Source organism: Achromobacter marplatensis (assembly GCF_002209535.1).
GTDB classification, from domain to species: Bacteria; Pseudomonadota; Gammaproteobacteria; order Burkholderiales; family Burkholderiaceae_B; genus Achromobacter; species Achromobacter marplatensis.
Genome location: NZ_NJIG01000005.1, coordinates 29,204 through 47,055, shown reverse-complemented (window position 1 = coordinate 47,055; position 17,852 = coordinate 29,204). Strand labels below are relative to the sequence as shown.

Sequence of the window (17,852 nt, the reverse complement as noted above, 5' to 3'; positions counted from 1 at the left end):
CCTGGGAAATCATGGCGCACCAGAAATTGGGGACACGGTTTTGAATGTAACGCAGTTTTCCCGCGAGGGCGTGACGCCTTTGCAATATCCGATGACAGGAGTTCAGCTATGTCCGACACCACGCAGCAAGGCTTTGCCACCCGCGCCATCCACCTGGGGTACGACCCGCTGGAGGAACAGGGCGCTTTGTCGCCGCCGTTGTACCTGACGTCCACCTACACCCAGGACAGCATCGAGACCTTCGACCAGATCCGCCTGGGTGAAAAGCAGGGCTATGTCTATGGCCGCACGCGTAACCCCACGCAGGCGCTGCTGGAAGAACGGCTGGCGTCGCTGGAAGGGGCCGAAGCCGGCGTTGTGACCGCATCCGGCATGGCAGCCATTTCCGCCACCTTGTTCTCGCTGCTGCAAAGCGGCGACGAGATCGTGGTGGACCAGATCGTCTACGGCACCGCGTTCACCTTGTTCACGCAAGGGTTGAGCCGCTTTGGCATCCATGCCGTCTTCGCCGACTTTACGCGGCCCGAGACGGTTGCCGCGGCGATCGGTCCCAAGACGCGCGCCGTCTATTTCGAAACGCCGGCCAATCCGAACCTGCGCCTGGTCGATATCGCGGCCGTGTCCGCCATCGCGCGCGGCAAGGGCCTGTTGACCATCGTGGACAACACTTTCGCCACGCCGGTGCTGCAACGCCCGCTGGAACATGGCGCCGACATCGTGCTGCATTCCGCCACGAAGTACCTGGGCGGCCACGGCGACCTGTTGGCAGGCGCCGTCGTGGGCCGCAAGGAACATATTGACGCCATCCGTCTGCAAGGGCTGCGCTACTTCACCGGTGCGACCTTGTCGCCGTTCACGGCCTTCCTGGTGCTGCGTGGCATCAAGACGCTGGAATTGCGGGTGCAACGCCATAGCGAATCTGCCTTGAAGGTGGCCAAGCTGCTGCGCGAGCACGGGGCCGTGGCGGACGTGTTCTATCCGGGCCTGGAAGGCACCGCCGGCGCGGAGATCGCGCGCCGCCAGCAGGCGTCCGGCGGCGGCCTGGTGGCCTTCGAGCTCAAGGGCGGGCTCACTGCGGGGCGGACCCTGTTGAACAGCCTGAAACTGGCGCGCATCGCCGTCAGCCTGGGCGACCCGGAAACGCTGATCCAGCATCCCGCGTCGATGACGCACGCCAGCTATTCGGCAGAAGACCGCGAAAAGTACGGCTTGTCCGAAGGGCTGCTGCGCCTGTCCGTCGGGCTGGAGACGCCGGAGGACATCCTGGCCGATCTCAAGCAGGGCCTGGATCGGGTGTAGGGGACGGGGCGCAGGCCTCACGCCGCCATGCGACCCATTCGCCTGCCCCGTCGAAATGACGCAGGCCGCGGGCGGCGGTTGCCCGCCCTGCGCGCAGCACGTCCATGTCCAGCCCCGGCAGGTTGCGCAGCAGGGCGGGCGGCAGGTGATCGATGTCCAGCACGCGCTCGTCCAGATCCATGCGCATCAGCCCACCGCCGTCGGTAGGCACGCGCACGAACCACAAGCTTTCCATGTAGTCGCCGAACCAGGGGTCGGGGTACATCGCTTGCGTGAAGACGAAGCCGAATTCGTGGATGTCGCTCCAGGGCCAGAACTCCTGGATGCCCATCGCGCGCGCCAGTTCGCTTTCGCGGGTGAGGCCGGCGTCATCGAAGTGCACGGTCTCGCGCAAGGGATCTTCAGGGGGCGGTGGGCCGTTCAGGAAGCGCTTGAGGCGTGACCACATGACAGGCAAGGGGCGGAATCGGAGACAGATGGCGCAGTGTACCGGGCCGGCATTCTGTAAAAAATGTTACAACCTTTGATTCTCGTCAAATCCACGCCTCGGCGCGCACGGTAGGGTTTCGCCTTTGCCTGATGGGGCCGCCGGCGATCTGCCGGCCGGCGTGGGCCAGACGACAAGCGCAGCAAGGACAGGATTCATGACAGACAAGACCCCGCAAGCCGAACAAGCCGTAGCCGCCACGCCGAACAAGCGCGCGGGGGCCGCCGCCAAGCGTACCGCCAGCACCCGCGCCGGCACGGGTTCGCGCCGGGCGCAGCCGACGGCGGCGCCGCCTATCGAACCGGTGGTGCAGGCCCGCAAGCGCGTGGCCGCCCGGGAAGACGCCGCCCGCCAGGAAACCGTGTCGGTGCTATCCGACATCGCGCGCCGCTACACCGTCGGACCCGAGGCGCAGGCCCACGAAGCCTTGCGTTCCGTCATCGAAGACCTGTCGCCCGACGATGCGCGCGCCGTGCATCGCGCGTTGCTGGATGCCAGCACGCAGGGGCCGAGCAGCCGCCGCAATCCCGACGAGGAACTGGCGACTGATTGGCGCGAGGGCATCTATCCCTATCGCCACCGCATGCTGCGCCGCAATTACGAAAAGCAGAAGTACCAACTGCAGGTCGAGCTCTTGAAGCTGCAGGCCTGGGTCAAGGCGACCGGCCAGCGGGTGGTGATCCTGTTCGAAGGGCGCGACGCCGCGGGCAAGGGCGGCACCATCAAACGCATGATGGAACACTTGAATCCGCGGGGCGCACGCGTGGTCGCGCTGGAAAAGCCGTCGGACACCGAGCGGGGCCAGTGGTATTTCCAGCGCTATGTGCAGCATCTGCCCACGGCGGGCGAGATCGTGATGTTCGACCGGTCCTGGTACAACCGTGCCGGCGTGGAACGCGTGATGGGCTTTTGCTCGCAGCAGGAGTATCTGGACTTCCTGCGCCAGGTGCCGGACTTCGAACGCCATCTGGTCACGAGCGGCATCCATCTGGTCAAGTTCTGGTTCTCGGTCAGCCAGGAAGAGCAGCGCCGCCGCTTCCTGCAACGCAAGGTGCACCCGCTCAAGCAGTGGAAGCTCAGCCCGGTGGATCTGGCCTCGCTGGACAAATGGGACGACTACACGCGCGCCAAGGAAGCGATGTTCGCGCATACCGACACCGCGGACGCGCCGTGGATCGTGGTCAAGTCCGACTGCAAGAAGCGCGCGCGGCTCAATGCGATGCGCTATGTGCTGAGCCGCCTGCCGTACGAAGGCAAGAGTGGCGACGCCGGCATGGCGCTGGACCCGCTGATCGTGGGCCGGGCGCTGTAGGCGTTCAGGCGCCCAGCGCCTTCAGGTTCAACGTGTAGCTGCGTCCGATCCACACCGCGCAGTCGCGGTGGTCGCGCAGCGAATCGCCGGTATTGGGATGCATGAAGACATCCAGCGCGCCATGGTTCAGGGTCAGCCAGGTCGAGATCTCGGCGAAGTGCGCGGGGGTAAATGCGATCTGGTAGCTCCATTGCGGATGCGGGCCGACGGGGCGCTCATGGAAGCGCCCCATTTCCATCTTGCCGTCGAACTGCGCGATCACGCGTTCGCGCAGCGCAAACGCGGCATTACGGCTGGCGCCGTCGAAATACACATGGGCGTGCCAACTGGCGACGCTGCTTACGGCGACATCGTTCATGGTGGTCTCGTCAGGTTCAGCCACCGGCGCGCTTGGCGCGATGGCCGCTTTTTATCAGGGTATCGATGATGCGGTCGCAGTGGTCGCCCTGGACTTCGATCACACCGTCCTTGACCGTTCCGCCCGAGCCGCAAGCGGTGCGCAGCTGCTTGCCCAGCACGCCCAGCGCGATCGGGTCCAGCGCCAACCCCCTGACTACGGTCACGCTCTTGCCGCCACGGCCCTTGGTTTCGCGGGATACGCGGGCCACGCCGTCGCCAGCGGGTACGGCAGAGGCGGCCTTGCATTGGCATTGCGCCAGCGCCTGCCGGCAATCGGGGCACATGCGGCCGCTTTCAGTGGAATAGACCAAGCCGCCGGTTGAGCTGCGTTTCATGATGGACGTTGCGGAAATTCAAGGATATGCGCCGGATTATGCCAGCCCGGCGCGCCTTACTTGCCCCGCATCTGGTCGATCAGCCGGCGGTCGCGCTTGGTCGGGCGGCCTGTTTCGATCCCCAGGGCGGGTTCCGGCGCCAGGCGCCGCATCTCGGCCGCGCGCTCGCGCGCCGCGACGCTTTCCGGCGTTTCCTCGTACAACAGGCGGGCGACCGGCGCGGGGCCGCGCACGCCGCTCACCGCAACCACGCGCACCTGCAGCGCCGGGTCTTCCTTGCGGACGGTGACCCGATCACCGGGGGCGACTTCGCGCGAGGGCTTGGCGGCCTGGTCGTTCACGAAGACCCGGCCTTTGCCGATTTCCTGCACGGCCAGGCTGCGCGTCTTGTAGAAGCGGGCGGCCCAAAGCCATTTGTCGAGTCGAATCTTGTCCATTTTGGCTGTCCTAAGCGCAATTCTGCTTCAAGCCATGATGATAGCTGCGCCGGCAGCACGCCGCTGCGCGAAAAAAAGCGGCGCCCGACAAGGGCGCCGCAAGACCGGCAATCCGGCAACCGGGCTGGCTGGCCCGGCAGTACTCAATCCAGCTTCAGGTCCGCTTCCTTCACGACGCGCTGCCACTTGGCGATTTCGGCGCGGCGGAAGGTGTCCAGTTCGGCGGGTGTCGAGCCGATCGGCTCAGCGCCGATGCCGGCCAGCTGTTCGGCGATGGCAGGGTCCTTCAACACCTTGGCCAGCGCTTGCGACACCTGGTCGACGATCGCGGGCGGCGTGCCGGCGGGAGCGAACACGGCATTCCATTCATACGTCTCATAGCCCGGCACGCCGGATTCGGCGATGGTGGGCAGGTCGGGCGCAGTCTTCGAGCGTTCCAGACCCCCGACGGCTACTGCGCGCAGCTTGCCGTTCTTTACGTGCTGCCAGGCCGATCCCATGCTGGCGAACATGACGGGCACCTGGCCGGACATGACGTCGATCATGGCCGGGCCGCCGCCCTTGTAGGCCACATGCTGCAACTGCGTCTTGGCCAACAGGTTGAACAGTTCGCCCGCCAGGTGCTGCGCCGAACCGGGGCCGGCCGACGCGAAATACACGTGGTCCTTGGCGCCGGGCTGGCCCAGCTTGATCAGGTCTGCCACCGTCTTGACCTCGTACGAGGGCGTGACGACCAGCACGTTCGGCACGCGCAGCAGCAACGACACAGGCGCGAACGCGGTCAGCGTGTCGAACTGCATTTTGGAATGCAGCGCGGGATTCTGCGCGTGGTTCGAGGCGTCCAGCATCAGCGTGTAGCCGTCGGGCTGCGCCTTGGCGACGACCGCGCCGCCGATCATGCCGCCGGCGCCGCCGCGGTTTTCAATGACGACGGGCTGGCCCAGTTCGGCGGCCAGCTTGGGGCCGATCAGGCGGGCCACGACGTCCACGGTGCCGCCGGGCGGATAGGTCACGACCAGCGTGACGGCGCGTTCGGGATAGGCGGCGGATGCCGTGCTAGCGGCGCCGGCCAGCAGGCCGGCGGCAACGAGCAGGCCGCTACCGCGCGCCAGGCGTTTGATCAGGTGGGTCATGGTTTGTCTCCTTGGAATTGGAACAGCTGCAACGGCGTGCCGGCAAGCACGGCATGCCGTTGCGTGGGGTCGTCGATCCAGGCGTCCAGCCATTGCGTTGCCGCGGGGTAGGACGCCAGGTGGCGGTGTTCGGTATGGGGCCAGTCGCTGCCCCACATCAGGCGGTCCGCGGTGTAGGCGGCCAGCAATTGCTGCGTGGCCAATCGGCCGGATGCAGCACAGTCCGCGGCCTGCCAGTTGCGGTAAGGCGCCGACAGCTTGACCCATACGCGGCCGCTGCCGGCCTGTTGCAGCAGGTACAGAAAGCCGGGGTCCGCCACGCCGAGTGCCGGGTCGGGCCGGCCGAAATGGTCGACGACCACGCGGCAAGCGGCAGCCAGCAAGGCGGGCAGGATATCCGGCAGGCGAGCCGCCTGGATATGGACTTCGACGTGCCAGCCCAGCGCATTCACGCGAGCCAGCAGGGCCTGCCAGCCAGGGGCGGCAAGCTCGGGCACGGACAAGCCGATCAGGTTCAGGCGGATGCCTACCACGCCGGCGTCGGCCAGCGCCTGCAATTCGCCGTCTGCGATGCCGGGGGCGACGACCGCCACGCCACGCAGGCGTCCAGAAGCAGCGCGCAGGGCGTCCAGCAGGTAGCGGTTGTCGGTGCCTAGAAAACTGGGTTGCACCAGCACGCCGTGACTGAGCCCGTGCGTATCCAGTAGCGCCAGGTAATCGGCCAGCGTCGCGTCGTAATCGGGCGTGTGGCGGCGCGTATCGGCAAGCGCCAGGCCTTGCTGGAATACGTGCGCATGGGTGTCGACGGCAACGCCGGTCGCGAGCGGGGGCAAGGCGGTCTCCTGTTCTGTGCGTGGACGTTGTCCACGCTGTTCTGTAAGGCGGGATTCTAAGAAGTCAGGGTATAGTTTTCTATTGTGGAAAATCGCTTTTTATATATCGGATTAATATGGAAACCCGGCACCTGCGCTACTTCCTGGCGGTGGTGGACCACGGCAGCGTCAGCCGCGCATCGGAATGGCTGGGCATCGCCCAGCCCGCCTTGAGCCAGGCGCTCGCCCGCATGGAAAAGGATCTGGGGGTGCGCCTCTTTGAACGCTCGCGCCAGGGTGCCGCACCCACGCCGGCCGCGCTTGCCATCCTGGAAGACGTGCGGACCAGCGTGGCGCGTATCGATGCGGCGGCGCAGCGGGCGCGCGAGATCGGCCGCGGCAGCGCGGGGCAGTTGACGGTGGGGCTGGTGTCATCGGCGCTTTTCGACACCTTGCCGCGCGCGCTGCGCGAAATGCGGCGGCAGGCGCCTGGCGTGCGCGTGATCTTGCGCGAAATGAGTAACGCCGAACAAGCCGAGGCCCTGCAGACGGGCGAGATCGACATCGGCCTGATGCACACGCCGGTCGCCGTGGGCGGGCGCATGCGGGAACGGCAGTTGTTGCGCGACCGGCTGGTGGCCGCGGTGCCCGACGAGTTCGTCGTGGCGGAAGACGGGCAGGTATCAATGGCGCAGATCGCGCAAGCGGGGCTGGTGATGTATCCGCAGGCGCAGTTGCCGGCGTTCTATGCGGGCATCCTGGACGCCATGCGCAAGGGCGGGCACGACGCCCAGGTGGCGCAGGAGGCCAACCGGACGTTGACCGTCTTGTCCTGCGTGGCGGGCGGGTGCGGCGTGGCGCTCTTGCCCAGCTGGATCCGCACGATGAATTTCGGCGGCGTGCGTTTTTGCGAAGTGCGCGACGGCCACAGCTTGCCCAGCTTCGACCTGAGCGCGATCTGGCCGGCCCGTTCGGTGCCCACGCTGGCTGATCTTTTCGCCAATCTGGACCTCGGTCCGCGCTGATTTTCGCTCAGCCTTTCACTGCGCGTTCAGCCGCGCTTTCAGAACGCTTAAGCCTGGCTTAAAACGGCATTTTCTTCGGAACCCGGGCCATCCGCCCCGTCTAACCAGAAACGGTTATTCGGGGGCTTGCCCATGGATCTGAACTGGCAGCAGCAATTGACGGAAAGCGCGCTGTGGCTCGTGCGCGCCTTCGGCATCACGGCCATCGCGATGGTCGCGATGACGATGGTGCTGGCCCGCAGCACCGATTGGGGCCGGAAATTCTGGCGCCTGGCCTGGCCGTACCTGACGCCGCGGCGCAGTTGGCGCCCCCTGCTGACGTTGGCGATGCTGCTGCTTCTGGCGATGGCGGCGGTACGCATGACCGTGTTGTTTTCCTTTTGGTACAACGGCTTCTACAGTGCGCTGCAGGCACTCGACCCCTCCGCATTCTGGCGCTTTTTGGGCATCTTTTCGGTGCTGGCGTGTGTGCACGTGGTGCGCACCCTGGCCGATAGCTATGCCGGCCAGTCCTTCGACATCCATTGGCGCGTGTGGCTCAACGACCGGCTGACGCGTGACTGGCTGGGCGCGGGCGCCTACTACCGCGGCCATTTCGTCGATGCGCCCGTCGACAACCCCGACCAACGCATCGAGCAGGACATCGCGATGTTCGTCACGGGTTCACGCACGCTGGCCATCGGCGCGTTGAGCGCGATCGTATCGCTGGTGGCGTTCACGGGCATTCTGTGGGGCCTGTCCGGCCCCTTGGCGGTCGCGGGCGTCGAGATCCCGCGCGCCATGGTGTTCGTGGTCTTCCTGTACGTGATCGTCGCGACCTGGTTCGCCTTCAAGATCGGCCGGCCCTTGATTCAGCTGAATTTTCTGTCCGAACGCTTGACCGCCAACTTCCGCTACGCGCTGGTCCGACTGCGCGAAAACGCCGAGAACGTGGCGTTCTACCAGGGCGAAGCGGCAGAGCGCGCCACGTTGTGGACGCGGTTCACGGCCTATATCGCGAACTTGTGGGCGCGGGTCTACCGGGGCCTGAAGTTCGACGGGTTCAACCTGTCGGTCAGCCAGGTGGCGGTGGTGTTTCCCTTCATCCTGCAGGCCCCGCGCTTCTTCAGCGGCGCGATCAAGCTGGGCGATGTGATGCAGACGTCGCAGGCGTTCGGCCAGGTGCAGGATGCCCTGTCGTTCTTTCGCACGTCCTACGATTCCTTTGCGCAATACCGTGCCACGCTGGACCGGCTGAACGGGTTCCTGGATGCCAACGAAGCCGCGCGCGCCTTGCCGTCCGTGCAGACCGAGCCGCTGCCCGACGCGATGGAGATCCACGGCGTCACGGTGACGCGGCCGGATGGCAGCACGTTGCTGCGCGAACTGAACCTGCAGATGCGCGCGGGGCAGAGCTTGCTGATCAAAGGCCCCTCGGGCAGCGGCAAGACGACGCTGTTGCGCGCCTTGGCCGGCTTGTGGCCCTACGCGCAAGGCCACGTGCGCCGGCCGCAGGGCGCGGCGGCGCTTTTCCTGTCGCAGCGGCCCTATCTGCCGCTGGGCGATCTGCGCGGCGCCGTGGCCTACCCTGGAGAGGCGCAACCGGAAGACGATGCACGCCTGGCCGAGGCATTACGCCAAGTCAACCTGGGACATCTGGCCCAGCGCCTGGATGAAGTCGCGGATTGGTCCCGCATCCTGTCATTGGGCGAACAGCAGCGGGTGGCGTTTGCGCGGGTGCTGTTCAACCGGCCCGCCATCGTGTTCCTGGACGAGGCCACGTCTGCCACCGACGAAGGGCTGGAGTACATGCTGTACAGCTTGCTGCGCGGCGCCTTGCCCGATTGCATGCTGGTCAGCGTGGGCCATCGCAGCACGCTGGACCCGTTCCACACGCATCGGCTGGCGCTGGACGGCGCGGGCAACTGGACGGCGGGGCCGATGGCGCCGCCTGCCGCCGGCACGCCGTTGCGCGCTGCGGCTTGAGGCCACCCGGCCGCGTGGGCCGGGCGCCTCGGGTGAGCTTTACGTGCCCACGCGCAGCGGCCCGGTCAGCTTGCGCAGCGCGGCGATCACGCTTTGCGCGGTGATGCGGCCGGTCTTCGGATTGGCCGACGGAATGTTCTGGATCTCCATCGAGAAAGACGCCGAATCCGACACGACTTCAACGCGATGGATATTGCGTTCCAGCGACGGGTCCGCCCAGATTTCCAAGGTGGTGCGGTCCGGCCCGATGCCCGCCAGCGACACGCTGACCGCCACGTTCAGGTTGGCCGGAAAGCCGACGGCGGCCTCGCGTGGCGAACCGCGGAAGATCAGGCGCGGTTCGGTGATGTCCGCGATGTCGATATTGTTGTCGGTCAGGTAAGGCGCGCCCAGCAAGCCGCGCACAGGCTTGCGGGTGATCATCGTGACGGAATGGATCACGCCTTCGGCGGCGGCGGTGATGGCGTCCAGGCCCAGGATGGCGCCCGACGGCACCAGGATCTGGCCGTGGTGCTGGCGTGCCAGTTCGATCAGGTCGTCGTGGCGCAGCAGGGCGCCCGAGCTCAGCACCACCATCTTCTTGCCGCTGCGCAGCACCGGTTCGGCGATGTTGCGGAACACAGCGGCCGGCGCGCATTCCACCACCACGTCGCAATGTTCGTGCAGGGCATCGATGGTGGTGAAGGTCGGGGCGGCTTGCGTCCAGGCGAAGGCCGGCGGAGCCTTGGGGTCGCGCACGGCGACGGCGGCGAGGGTCAGGCCGGGTAAGCCGGCATCCAGGGATTGCGCCACGGCTTGGCCGATGGCGCCGAAGCCGGCGATGCCGACGCGGTAGCTGTTCATAAGGGTCCAGAAGAGGGCTGCGGCGGACCGCGGCGGTTCACGGGGCGGGGGCGCCGATTGACACGGCGCTGGGCTGCCGGCCACTGTAGCTACCGTGCCGGCGGGCGTCAATGCGCAATGAGGGGCCGCGCCCGGCCCGTCACCTATCGCCCGGGATGTGAAATCGCGGCGCCAACGGCCCGGGGCAGGGATCGGACCGGCATCTCGAATTCCACGCCGGCATAGTCCGGCGCGATATCGATGGCGCCTGAGGCCAATTGACCAGCCCAGTCGTCCAGCACACGGCGTTCTTCCGCGCCGACCTTGGCGCCGACCACCAGGCGCAGCGACGCGGCTTCCTCCAGTCCGAAGCGCGTGATCCGGCCAACCGCCAGCGCGCCCGCGGCATGGTCGGCAGCGGCGCGCTCCACGCACAGCCCCGAGTCCGCCAGGGCAGATGCCAGGTACACCTGCGGATCGCGGGCCACCCAGTCCAGTACATTGCCGATCTGCCACACGCCGGTTTCGCGGCATACCCGCGTCACGCCGTCGCGGCCGCCATCCATCATGGCGAACAGCACGCGGGCGTCCCGTGCGGACAGTGCGCGGGTCCAGGCCGCGCCCAGTTCCGGGTCGTGCTGGTTGCCGCAGAATGCGGTCAGCGGGTCCTGGCCGGTCACGCGCCGCACGCCATCGGCATAGGCGGCGCGGCCCTTTAACCCCGGCCGCACGCGCTCGCCCGACAGGTGGGCGGCCCGGCCGTTGCTGGCGCGCAAGCCGGCCAGCACGCCTGCCAGAAAGGCTGAGTGTTCCTGCAGGATCTCGTACGACGCGACATTGGGGCCGGTGTGGTGCCCCTGAGTGATGGCGAATTGCGTGCCCGGAAATCGCGGCGCTACCTCGGCGACGGGCGCGTCGCCCTGGCCGCCATGCACGATGACGAGATCCGGGGCCGTGTCGCACAACTGTGCGATGCGCTCGGCGCGCGTCTTGGCGTCGTTGGCGGCTATCCATTCCCGCTGCAAAGGCAGGCCGGCCTGCGCGGCGCGTTCGGCGCCTTGCACGGCGGCTTCGTTGAATCCGCCACGGCCCGGATGGCCGAACAGCACCAGTATTCGGCGGGGGCTCACAGGCTGGCTCCCGTGGCCCGCACCACCGGCCCCCAGGCCTCGGCCTGAAGACGGACGAAGTCCGTGAATTGGGCGGGCGATTTGCGTGCCAGCACAAAACCTTGCCCTTCAAGCTTCGCACGGATGTCGGGCGTCTCAAGCACGCGGCCGATTTCCTCGTTCACGCGCTGCGACACCGCATCGGGCAAGCCTCGCGGACCGGACAGGCCGACGAAGTTTTCGGCGATCAGGCCGGGATAACCCAGTTCACCGACAGCGGGGATGTCGGGGGCTTGCGGCACGCGCTGCGCGGTGGTGACGGCCAGCAGGCGCAATTGGCCTGTCCGCAGGAACGGCAGGTTTTGCGGCAGGGCGTCGACGGCAACGCGGATCTGCCCGCCCAGCAAGTCGTTGCGCATGGCGCCGGACCCTTTGTAGGGAATGTGCTGCAGGCGTGCGCCCGTCTGTCGGGAATACAGTTCCCCCACGATCTGCCCCACGGAGGCCAGGCCGCCGCTGCCGTACTGCACGGGCTGGTCTTGTGCGCGGATCCACGCGGTCAACTCCGCGAAGGTGGTGACCGGCACCGACGGATGCACGACGAATACGGTGGGCACCGCGCCGACATAGGCGATGTGGTTGAAGCTGGAGAGCGCGTCATAGCCGCCTTGCGGCATCAGCGCGGGCGAGATCGACAAGGGCGCCGAATTCGACATCAGCAGGGTGTAGCCGTCGGCCGGCGCCTGGGCCACCAGGCTGGCGCCGATGGTGGAGCCCGCGCCGGGCTTGTTTTCGATGACGATCGGCTGGCCCAGCCGTTCGGCCAGCACCGGTGCGATGAGCCGCGCGGCGATATCGCTGGCGCCGCCGGGCGGGAACGTGACGACCAGGCGGATGGGGCGGTCGGGCCAGACGGCGGCGCGTGCGGCGCGCGGGCGCGCCAAGGGCAGCGCCAATGCGCTGGCAAGCATGAATTTTCGACGGGAGAGCGGCATGGCGGGGCTTCTACATGGCGGCCGCGCGGGCGGCAAAGGGGCGTAATGTAGAAAACCGGGCAACGCCTGACAAAGAATTTGTAGCCGTTTGCTTATGCCCGCCGCGGCAAGCCGCGGCGGGTTCACTTCAAGGGCGAATGGCCCGATCGTCAGCTGCCTTTCTGCGCGCGGGCCATATAGTCGATGGTCAGGTTCGACAAGGCGCGCACGCCGTTCACCAAACCGGACTCATCCACGTAGAAGCGCGGCGAGTGGTTGGGAGCGGCCTTCTCTACATCGGTGCCCTTGGGCGTCACGCCCAGGTAAAAGAACATGCCGGGCACCTTTTCCTGGTAGAAGGAAAAGTCTTCCGATGCCGTGGACTTCGGCTGCAGGCCATAGTTGCCTTCGCCCGCCACGCGGCGCAACGTGGAACCCATCTGCTCGGTCAGCGCCGGGTTGTTGACGGTGGCGTTATAGAGTTCGACCACGCGCACGTCGGCGCGGGCGCCGGCGCTTTGCGCGATCATCTCGGCGGTGCGGGCGATGCGTTGATGGATGTCCTTCTTCATGCCTTCGTCATACGTGCGGATGGTGCCCGTCATGGCGACGTTGTCCGGCACGATGTTCATGCGGTTGCCGCCGTGGATGGCGCCCACCGTGATGACGGCCGGCTCCAGCATGCTGTTGATCTGGCGGCTGGGAATGGTCTGCAGGCCCAGGATGATCTGCGAGCTGACGACGATGGGGTCGATGCCCGACCAGGGGCGCGCGCCGTGCGTCTGCTTGCCGGTGACGTCGATCCAGAACTGGTCGGCGGCGGCCATGGCCGGGCCGCTACGCCACGACAGCCAGCCGGCCGGGTAGGCGCTGGACACATGCAGGCCGAAGATGGCATCCACCTTGGGATTGTCCAGCACGCCCTCCTGCACCATCATCTTGGCGCCCCAGATCTTCTTGCCGTCGGGTTCGAAGTCGGCCGGGCTTTCCTCGGCGGGCTGGAAAATGAACTTCACGCTGCCGGGCAACTGGTCTTTCATGCCGGCCAGGACTTCGGCGGTGGCCATCAGGATGGCGGTGTGGGTGTCGTGGCCGCAGGCGTGCATCACGTCCACTTCCTTGCCCAGATAGGTGCCTTTGGCCTTGGAGGCGAACGGCACGTCCACTTGTTCCTTGACGGGCAGGGCGTCCATATCGGCGCGCAGCGCCACGACCGGGCCGGGCTTGCCGCCCTTGAGCACGGCGACGACGCCCGTGCCTGCCACGCCGGTCTTCACGTCCATGCCCAGCCCGCGCAGATGGTCGGCCACAAGCTTGGAGGTGCGCGTTTCCTGGTTGCCCAGTTCGGGGTGTTGATGGATGTCGCGGCGCCAGGCGATGAGCTTGTCTTCGATCGCTTTCGCACGCTGGTCGATCTGTTCGGACAGGGCGGCGTTGGGCGCGGGAGCCAACGGGCCTTGCGTGCCGGGCGCGCTTTGCGCGGCGGCGGGGCCGGCCATCAGCAGATGGGCGGCAAGCGCCAATGGGGCCAGCCGGAACACTGTCTTGCGGGACTGCATGGTCTTCTCCTCGTGGTTGTTAACCTGTTATTGGATGAGGATCTTACCCAAGCGCCGCGTGGCCGGCAGCTTTGTTACGGATGCTTAAAATCCGCCCCGTTTGATTCCGAAAGGTGGAATTCCGAACGCCAAAATCGCACATTCAGGCGGCGTGCAGCGCGGGTTTTGCGCCGCGCGCCACGACCCACAGCAGCATGGCTGCCACCACCGATGCACCGCCCGCGATGAGCATCGCGGCGTGAAAGCCGCCGGCCAGCGCATCGGCGAACCACCCGGCGACGCTTGCCGGCTGCTCGGGCATCACATGCCGGGTGACGGCAGCGCGCGCCACGCCGTGCGCATCGCTGACGCCGGCGTGGGCGAGGGTGCGCGTCAACGCGTCGACCGCGCGCCCGCTCATCAATGCGCCCAGCAGCGCGATGCCGATCGTCATGCCGGTCTGGCGCAGCGCATTCATGGTGGCGGACGCCATGCCCGAGCGTTCGCGCGGCACCGTGGCCATGACCGCCATGCTGGTCGACGGCACCGCCAGCCCCATGCCCAGGCCCAGCATCACCATCAGGGAGCCGGTCTCAAGCCAGGGCGTGTGCGCCTCGAACCGCATCATGCCCAGCATGGCCACGCCGATCAGGCCATAGCCCGCGACCATCAGCCGCGGCAGGCCGAAGCGAAGATTCAGGCGGCCGAACACCGTGGACACCAGTCCGGCCGCGACGAACTGCGGCGCCATCCGCCATCCCGCCGCCAGCGGCGACAGGCCCTGCACATGCTGCAGGTACAGGGAAAAGAAGAACAGGCTGCTGTAGCCGGAAAAGCCCAACACGAAAGACGCGAAGTTGGTGGTGGCGAAGCCGGTGTCGCGGAACAGGGCCAGCGGCAACAGCGGCCGCGCCGCGCGATGTTCGACGACGAGGAAAGCGGCCAGCCCCACGGCCGCCACGCAAAGAGAGACCATCGCGTCCACCGCACGCCAGCCGTGTTCGCCCGCAGCGATCAGGCCGTATGTCAGCGCGCCCAGCCACACCACGCTCAGCGCCTGGCCCGCCGGATCGAACGCCGCGTGCTCGGGGTTCGCGCTTTCCTGGATGCCCCATGCGCCCAGCGCGATGGCCAGCGCGCCGACCGGCAGGTTGATCAGGAAGATGCTCTGCCAACTTAGATGCGCCACCAGCAGGCCGCCCAGCATCGGCCCCACGATCAGGGAAATCGCATTGCATGACGCCCACACACCGATAGCCTGCGCGCGGGCCTTGGGATCGGGAAACGCCTGCGTCAGCAGCGACAGCGCGCCGGGGATCAGCAGCGCGCCTGCCACGCCCTGCACGGCGCGCCCGGCCAGCAGCACGGGCAGGGTGGTCGCCCACCCGCACAGCGCCGAACCCACCGTGAACAACAGCACGCCCGCCAGCCACGAACGCTTGCGGCCATAGCGGTCGCCCAACGGCCCCGCCGACAGCATGAAGGCGGACAGGAACAGCGCATAGGCGTCCACCACCCATTGCAGGCCCGCCATGTCGATCCGCAGCGCGGCTTGCATGGTCGGCAACGCCACGTTGACGATGCTGATGTCCAGGATGGTGATGAAGCTGCCCAGGTTGACGGCCAGGACGAGAGCGCGGCGGCGGGAGGGTTGCATGGAAGAAACCGGCTAGGGAAAAGATCATTCTAATTATCGACTGACCGTCGGTCAATTGAAAAGAACGCATTCTCGATACCATCCGGCAAGCGCCGCTACCGGTGCGGCGGCGCTTGCCAAGGGGGTGACGCCTATTGCAGCTTGATGCCCAGTTCCTTGATCAGCGGCGCCATCTCGGTCCGGTCCGCGTCGATGGTGGCGCCCAGTTCCTCCGGCGTGCTGCCGATGGGGATCATGCCCAGCGTCTGCATCTGCGCACGCATCGCCGGGTCTTTCAGGATGTCGGACACCGACTTCTGGATCAGCGCGACGCGGTCCTTGGGAACGCCGGCCGGCGCCATCAGCCCGATCCAGGGTTGCGGCGCATAGTCCAGGCCGGACTCTTTCAAGGTCGGCGTGTCGGGCAGGCCGCCGAATCGTTCCGGGCTGGTGATGGCCACCGCGCGCAGGCGGCCGCTGTCGATCAGGCCCTTGGCGCTGGACGGCGCGTCCAGGCCCACATCCAGCTGGCCCCCGATCAGGTCGTTCTGCGTCTTGCCGGACGAGGACGACGGCACGTACAGCGCCTTGATGCCGGCGCGCCGGGCCGTCTGTTCCCACACCAGATGAAACGCCGTGCCGATGGAGAACGAGCCCACGCTCAGGTTGCGCGCGCGGCTTTCGCGCACGAAGTCTTCCCAGGTCTTGATCGGGCTTTCCTTGGCGACGATGAAGATGAACGGGGTGCGCGCCACCAGCGAAATCGGCTGCAGGTCCTTTTGCGTGTCGAAGGGCAGGGCATCCACGGCGAACGGCACGATCGTCACGGTGGACGCCACCACCATGCCCAGCGTGTAGCCGTCGGGCGCGGACTTGACCAGGGCGCTGGTGCTGATGATCCCGGAGGCGCCCGGCCGGTTCTCCACCACCACCGGCTGCCCCCAGGCGGCGCCCAGCTTGCTGGCCAGCACGCGCAGCATCACGTCCACCGGCCCGCCGGGCGGGTTGGACACGATGATCTTCACCGGCTTGTCGGGATACGCGGCCGCGGCGGCCAATGGCGTGACCAGCGCGAGCGCCAGCGCAGTTTGCTTGAACATGAAATTCCCCTTGTGTTGTTGGTGTGTGCGTTGGCCGCGGAATCAGGCCAGGATGTGCTGGTGTGGCGCCATCGGCCAGCCGGGCGCATCGCCACGGATGAAGGCGATCCAGGCGTCCTGGGTGCGGCGCGTCAGTTGGGCGGCGTGGGCCTCGGGCAATCCGGCAAGCATGGGGGCGGCCGCAAAGGTGTCCACGGTGTCGAAGACGAACGGCAACTCGATGCAGTGGCAGGCGCCGAAGCGCGCGGTCGGCGCGACGTCGAAGCGCGCCAGCCAGGCTTGCCGGCCTTGCGCGACGGCGTCCTCGGCCCATTGGCGCGAGGGCGCGCCGAAGACCTGCTCGCCCACCCGCAGGCCGTCTGCATCGGCCGTGTGGCCGGGAAAGGCGGCCATTTCGTCGCGGGTATAAGCCACCAGCACGTCCGCGCGGGAGGCGCCCTGCTTCAGCGCAGGCGCGATGTCCTGCGGCAGCACCTGGCCGTCAAGCACCGGGCAGAACTGGCTGCGGCTGCTGCCTTCGGCGCGCAGCACGTCCTGCACGGCAGGGGCTTGCTGCGCCGCCAGCAGGGCGGACACCGGTAAGCCGCGTGCCGCGTCCAGGGAGTCGACGCCTGCGGCTTGCAGAAACGCCTGTCCCAGCACGTCGGCCTGCGCGGCGCTGCGAAAACCGCGCCCCAGTGCCGCGCTTTGCAAGATGGCGCGCGAGAAGCGGGGTTGCCGGGCCAGCATGGCGCAGATCGAGGACGCGCCCGCCGACTGGCCCATGACCGTGATCCGTTCAGGGTCGCCGCCCAGGTCCTGGATGTTCTCCAGCACCCAGTCGATGGCCGCTTCCTGGTCGAGCAGGCCCATGTTGGCCGTTTGCCCGGGCACATACAGCCAGCCCAGCGCGGCCAGGCGGTAGTTGACGGCCACGACCACCAGGTCGCCCCGGGCCGCCAGGCGCGCGCCGTCGTACCAGTCCAGCGCGCCGCCGCCGCTTTGCCAGGCGCCGCCGTGCAGCCACACCACCACGGGCCGCCGCGCGCGGTCCGCGCCGGGCGTCCACACGGTCAGGTGCAGGCAGTCTTCGGATTGCGGGGCATCGAAATCGCCCATGGCGCCGCGCAGCCGCGAGGGCAGTTGCGGCGCCACGGGACCCAGACGCGAGGCGTCAAACTCGCCGCGCCATGCCGCGGGTTCCGGCGGCGCGAAGCGCAGGTTGCCCACGGGCGCCTGCGCATAAGGAATGGCGCTATAGCGGCAGATGCCGCCCGCATCGCGCACGCCAGTCAGGGTGCCGGCCCGCAGCACCGCCTGAACGGGTTGATTCATATCCTGCCCCTTGCATCGTTGTCGTGCGGCCGGCGTCCGGAGGACGCCGCAGCCGTGGGGCTATGGTAGGGACGATCGGGGCAGGGCAGCCATGCCGGTTTTGAACATTGCCATGCGCAACCCGCATGGCCGGGGCGTCGCAGGGTTCACGTGCC

Annotated in this window: 17 protein-coding genes; 4 read left to right on the top strand and 13 right to left on the bottom strand. The window is 67.4% G+C overall.

The features are described from left to right. Positions 1-108 precede the first annotated feature (108 nt). Positions 109-1,299, top strand: a complete 1,191-nt coding sequence (locus tag CEY09_RS13015; protein ID WP_088588936.1) for a trans-sulfuration enzyme family protein — start codon at positions 109-111, stop codon at positions 1,297-1,299. Here the strand turns inward: CEY09_RS13015 and CEY09_RS13010 are convergent. Beyond that, positions 1,274-1,747, bottom strand: coding sequence for a hypothetical protein (locus CEY09_RS13010; RefSeq protein ID WP_088588935.1), 474 nt, complete (start codon positions 1,745-1,747; stop codon positions 1,274-1,276). The genes CEY09_RS13015 and CEY09_RS13010 overlap by 26 nt on opposite strands. A gap of 196 nt (positions 1,748-1,943) precedes the next feature. Here CEY09_RS13010 and ppk2 point away from each other — a divergent pair, with 196 nt between their 5' ends. Further along, the gene (gene ppk2, locus CEY09_RS13005) at positions 1,944-3,098 is read left to right on the top strand and encodes a polyphosphate kinase 2 (protein ID WP_088588934.1); all 1,155 of its coding nucleotides are present in this window, start codon (positions 1,944-1,946) and stop codon (positions 3,096-3,098) included. A gap of 4 nt (positions 3,099-3,102) precedes the next feature. Here the strand turns inward: ppk2 and CEY09_RS13000 are convergent, their stop codons facing one another. From CEY09_RS13000 to CEY09_RS12980, 5 genes are all read right to left on the bottom strand, one after another. Continuing rightward, the gene (locus CEY09_RS13000; protein WP_088588933.1) at positions 3,103-3,456 is read right to left on the bottom strand and encodes a DOPA 4,5-dioxygenase family protein; all 354 of its coding nucleotides are present in this window, start codon (positions 3,454-3,456) and stop codon (positions 3,103-3,105) included. A gap of 16 nt (positions 3,457-3,472) precedes the next feature. Beyond that, positions 3,473-3,832 (bottom strand): translation initiation factor Sui1, encoded by a 360-nt coding sequence (locus tag CEY09_RS12995; RefSeq protein WP_088588932.1) that lies wholly within the window; start codon positions 3,830-3,832, stop codon positions 3,473-3,475. Between the two features lie 56 nt (positions 3,833-3,888). Next, positions 3,889-4,269, bottom strand: a complete 381-nt coding sequence (locus tag CEY09_RS12990) for an RNA-binding S4 domain-containing protein (RefSeq protein WP_088588931.1) — start codon at positions 4,267-4,269, stop codon at positions 3,889-3,891. A gap of 143 nt (positions 4,270-4,412) precedes the next feature. Further along, the gene (locus CEY09_RS12985; RefSeq protein WP_088588930.1) at positions 4,413-5,402 is read right to left on the bottom strand and encodes a tripartite tricarboxylate transporter substrate binding protein; all 990 of its coding nucleotides are present in this window, start codon (positions 5,400-5,402) and stop codon (positions 4,413-4,415) included. Next, positions 5,399-6,235, bottom strand: coding sequence for an amidohydrolase family protein (locus tag CEY09_RS12980; protein WP_088588929.1), 837 nt, complete (start codon positions 6,233-6,235; stop codon positions 5,399-5,401). Before CEY09_RS12980 ends, CEY09_RS12985 begins: the two co-directional genes overlap by 4 nt. A 116-nt stretch (positions 6,236-6,351) precedes the next feature. On the opposite strand from CEY09_RS12980, the gene CEY09_RS12975 reads away from it, so the two are divergent. Next, entirely contained in the window at positions 6,352-7,239 is an 888-nt protein-coding gene (locus CEY09_RS12975) for a LysR family transcriptional regulator (RefSeq protein ID WP_006225758.1), read from the top strand. Between the two features lie 132 nt (positions 7,240-7,371). Continuing rightward, the gene (locus tag CEY09_RS12970; RefSeq protein ID WP_088588928.1) at positions 7,372-9,204 is read left to right on the top strand and encodes an ABC transporter ATP-binding protein/permease; all 1,833 of its coding nucleotides are present in this window, start codon (positions 7,372-7,374) and stop codon (positions 9,202-9,204) included. A gap of 39 nt (positions 9,205-9,243) precedes the next feature. Here the strand turns inward: CEY09_RS12970 and CEY09_RS12965 are convergent, their stop codons facing one another. The 7 genes from CEY09_RS12965 to CEY09_RS12935 form a co-directional block, all read right to left on the bottom strand. Then, positions 9,244-10,047: an aspartate dehydrogenase gene (locus tag CEY09_RS12965; RefSeq protein ID WP_006225760.1), complete on the bottom strand. Its 804-nt coding sequence runs from the start codon at positions 10,045-10,047 to the stop codon at positions 9,244-9,246. 143 nt (positions 10,048-10,190) lie between these two features. Then, positions 10,191-11,156, bottom strand: a complete 966-nt coding sequence (locus CEY09_RS12960; RefSeq protein WP_088588927.1) for a BMP family ABC transporter substrate-binding protein — start codon at positions 11,154-11,156, stop codon at positions 10,191-10,193. Next, positions 11,153-12,130 (bottom strand): Bug family tripartite tricarboxylate transporter substrate binding protein, encoded by a 978-nt coding sequence (locus CEY09_RS12955; protein ID WP_088588926.1) that lies wholly within the window; start codon positions 12,128-12,130, stop codon positions 11,153-11,155. Before CEY09_RS12955 ends, CEY09_RS12960 begins: the two co-directional genes overlap by 4 nt. Positions 12,131-12,279: 149 nt before the next feature. Then, a complete protein-coding gene (locus tag CEY09_RS12950; protein ID WP_088588925.1) occupies positions 12,280-13,668 on the bottom strand; it encodes an amidohydrolase in 1,389 nt (462 codons plus the stop codon). A 142-nt stretch (positions 13,669-13,810) separates the two neighbouring features. After that, positions 13,811-15,304: an MFS transporter gene (locus tag CEY09_RS12945; RefSeq protein WP_088588924.1), complete on the bottom strand. Its 1,494-nt coding sequence runs from the start codon at positions 15,302-15,304 to the stop codon at positions 13,811-13,813. Positions 15,305-15,435: 131 nt separating this feature from the next. Further along, positions 15,436-16,383, bottom strand: coding sequence for a Bug family tripartite tricarboxylate transporter substrate binding protein (locus tag CEY09_RS12940; protein WP_088588923.1), 948 nt, complete (start codon positions 16,381-16,383; stop codon positions 15,436-15,438). A gap of 42 nt (positions 16,384-16,425) precedes the next feature. Beyond that, complete coding sequence (locus tag CEY09_RS12935; protein WP_088588922.1) at positions 16,426-17,697, bottom strand: carboxylesterase family protein; 1,272 nt, start codon at positions 17,695-17,697, stop codon at positions 16,426-16,428. Between the last annotated feature and the right edge of the window lie 155 nt (positions 17,698-17,852).

Bases quoted from the DNA above. Each gene is read 5' to 3' on its own strand.
- CEY09_RS13015 (WP_088588936.1), top strand. From the start codon at position 109: ATGTCCGACACCACGCAGCAAGGCTTTGCCACCCGCGCCATCCACCTG.
- CEY09_RS13010 (WP_088588935.1), bottom strand. From the start codon at position 1,747: ATGTGGTCACGCCTCAAGCGCTTCCTGAACGGCCCACCGCCCCCTGAA.
- ppk2 (WP_088588934.1), top strand. From the start codon at position 1,944: ATGACAGACAAGACCCCGCAAGCCGAACAAGCCGTAGCCGCCACGCCG.
- CEY09_RS13000 (WP_088588933.1), bottom strand. From the start codon at position 3,456: ATGAACGATGTCGCCGTAAGCAGCGTCGCCAGTTGGCACGCCCATGTG.
- CEY09_RS12995 (WP_088588932.1), bottom strand. From the start codon at position 3,832: ATGAAACGCAGCTCAACCGGCGGCTTGGTCTATTCCACTGAAAGCGGC.
- CEY09_RS12990 (WP_088588931.1), bottom strand. From the start codon at position 4,269: ATGGACAAGATTCGACTCGACAAATGGCTTTGGGCCGCCCGCTTCTAC.
- CEY09_RS12985 (WP_088588930.1), bottom strand. From the start codon at position 5,402: ATGACCCACCTGATCAAACGCCTGGCGCGCGGTAGCGGCCTGCTCGTT.
- CEY09_RS12975 (WP_006225758.1), top strand. From the start codon at position 6,352: ATGGAAACCCGGCACCTGCGCTACTTCCTGGCGGTGGTGGACCACGGC.
- CEY09_RS12970 (WP_088588928.1), top strand. From the start codon at position 7,372: ATGGATCTGAACTGGCAGCAGCAATTGACGGAAAGCGCGCTGTGGCTC.
- CEY09_RS12965 (WP_006225760.1), bottom strand. From the start codon at position 10,047: ATGAACAGCTACCGCGTCGGCATCGCCGGCTTCGGCGCCATCGGCCAA.
- CEY09_RS12955 (WP_088588926.1), bottom strand. From the start codon at position 12,130: ATGCCGCTCTCCCGTCGAAAATTCATGCTTGCCAGCGCATTGGCGCTG.
- CEY09_RS12950 (WP_088588925.1), bottom strand. From the start codon at position 13,668: ATGCAGTCCCGCAAGACAGTGTTCCGGCTGGCCCCATTGGCGCTTGCC.
- CEY09_RS12945 (WP_088588924.1), bottom strand. From the start codon at position 15,304: ATGCAACCCTCCCGCCGCCGCGCTCTCGTCCTGGCCGTCAACCTGGGC.
- CEY09_RS12940 (WP_088588923.1), bottom strand. From the start codon at position 16,383: ATGTTCAAGCAAACTGCGCTGGCGCTCGCGCTGGTCACGCCATTGGCC.
- CEY09_RS12935 (WP_088588922.1), bottom strand. From the start codon at position 17,697: ATGAATCAACCCGTTCAGGCGGTGCTGCGGGCCGGCACCCTGACTGGC.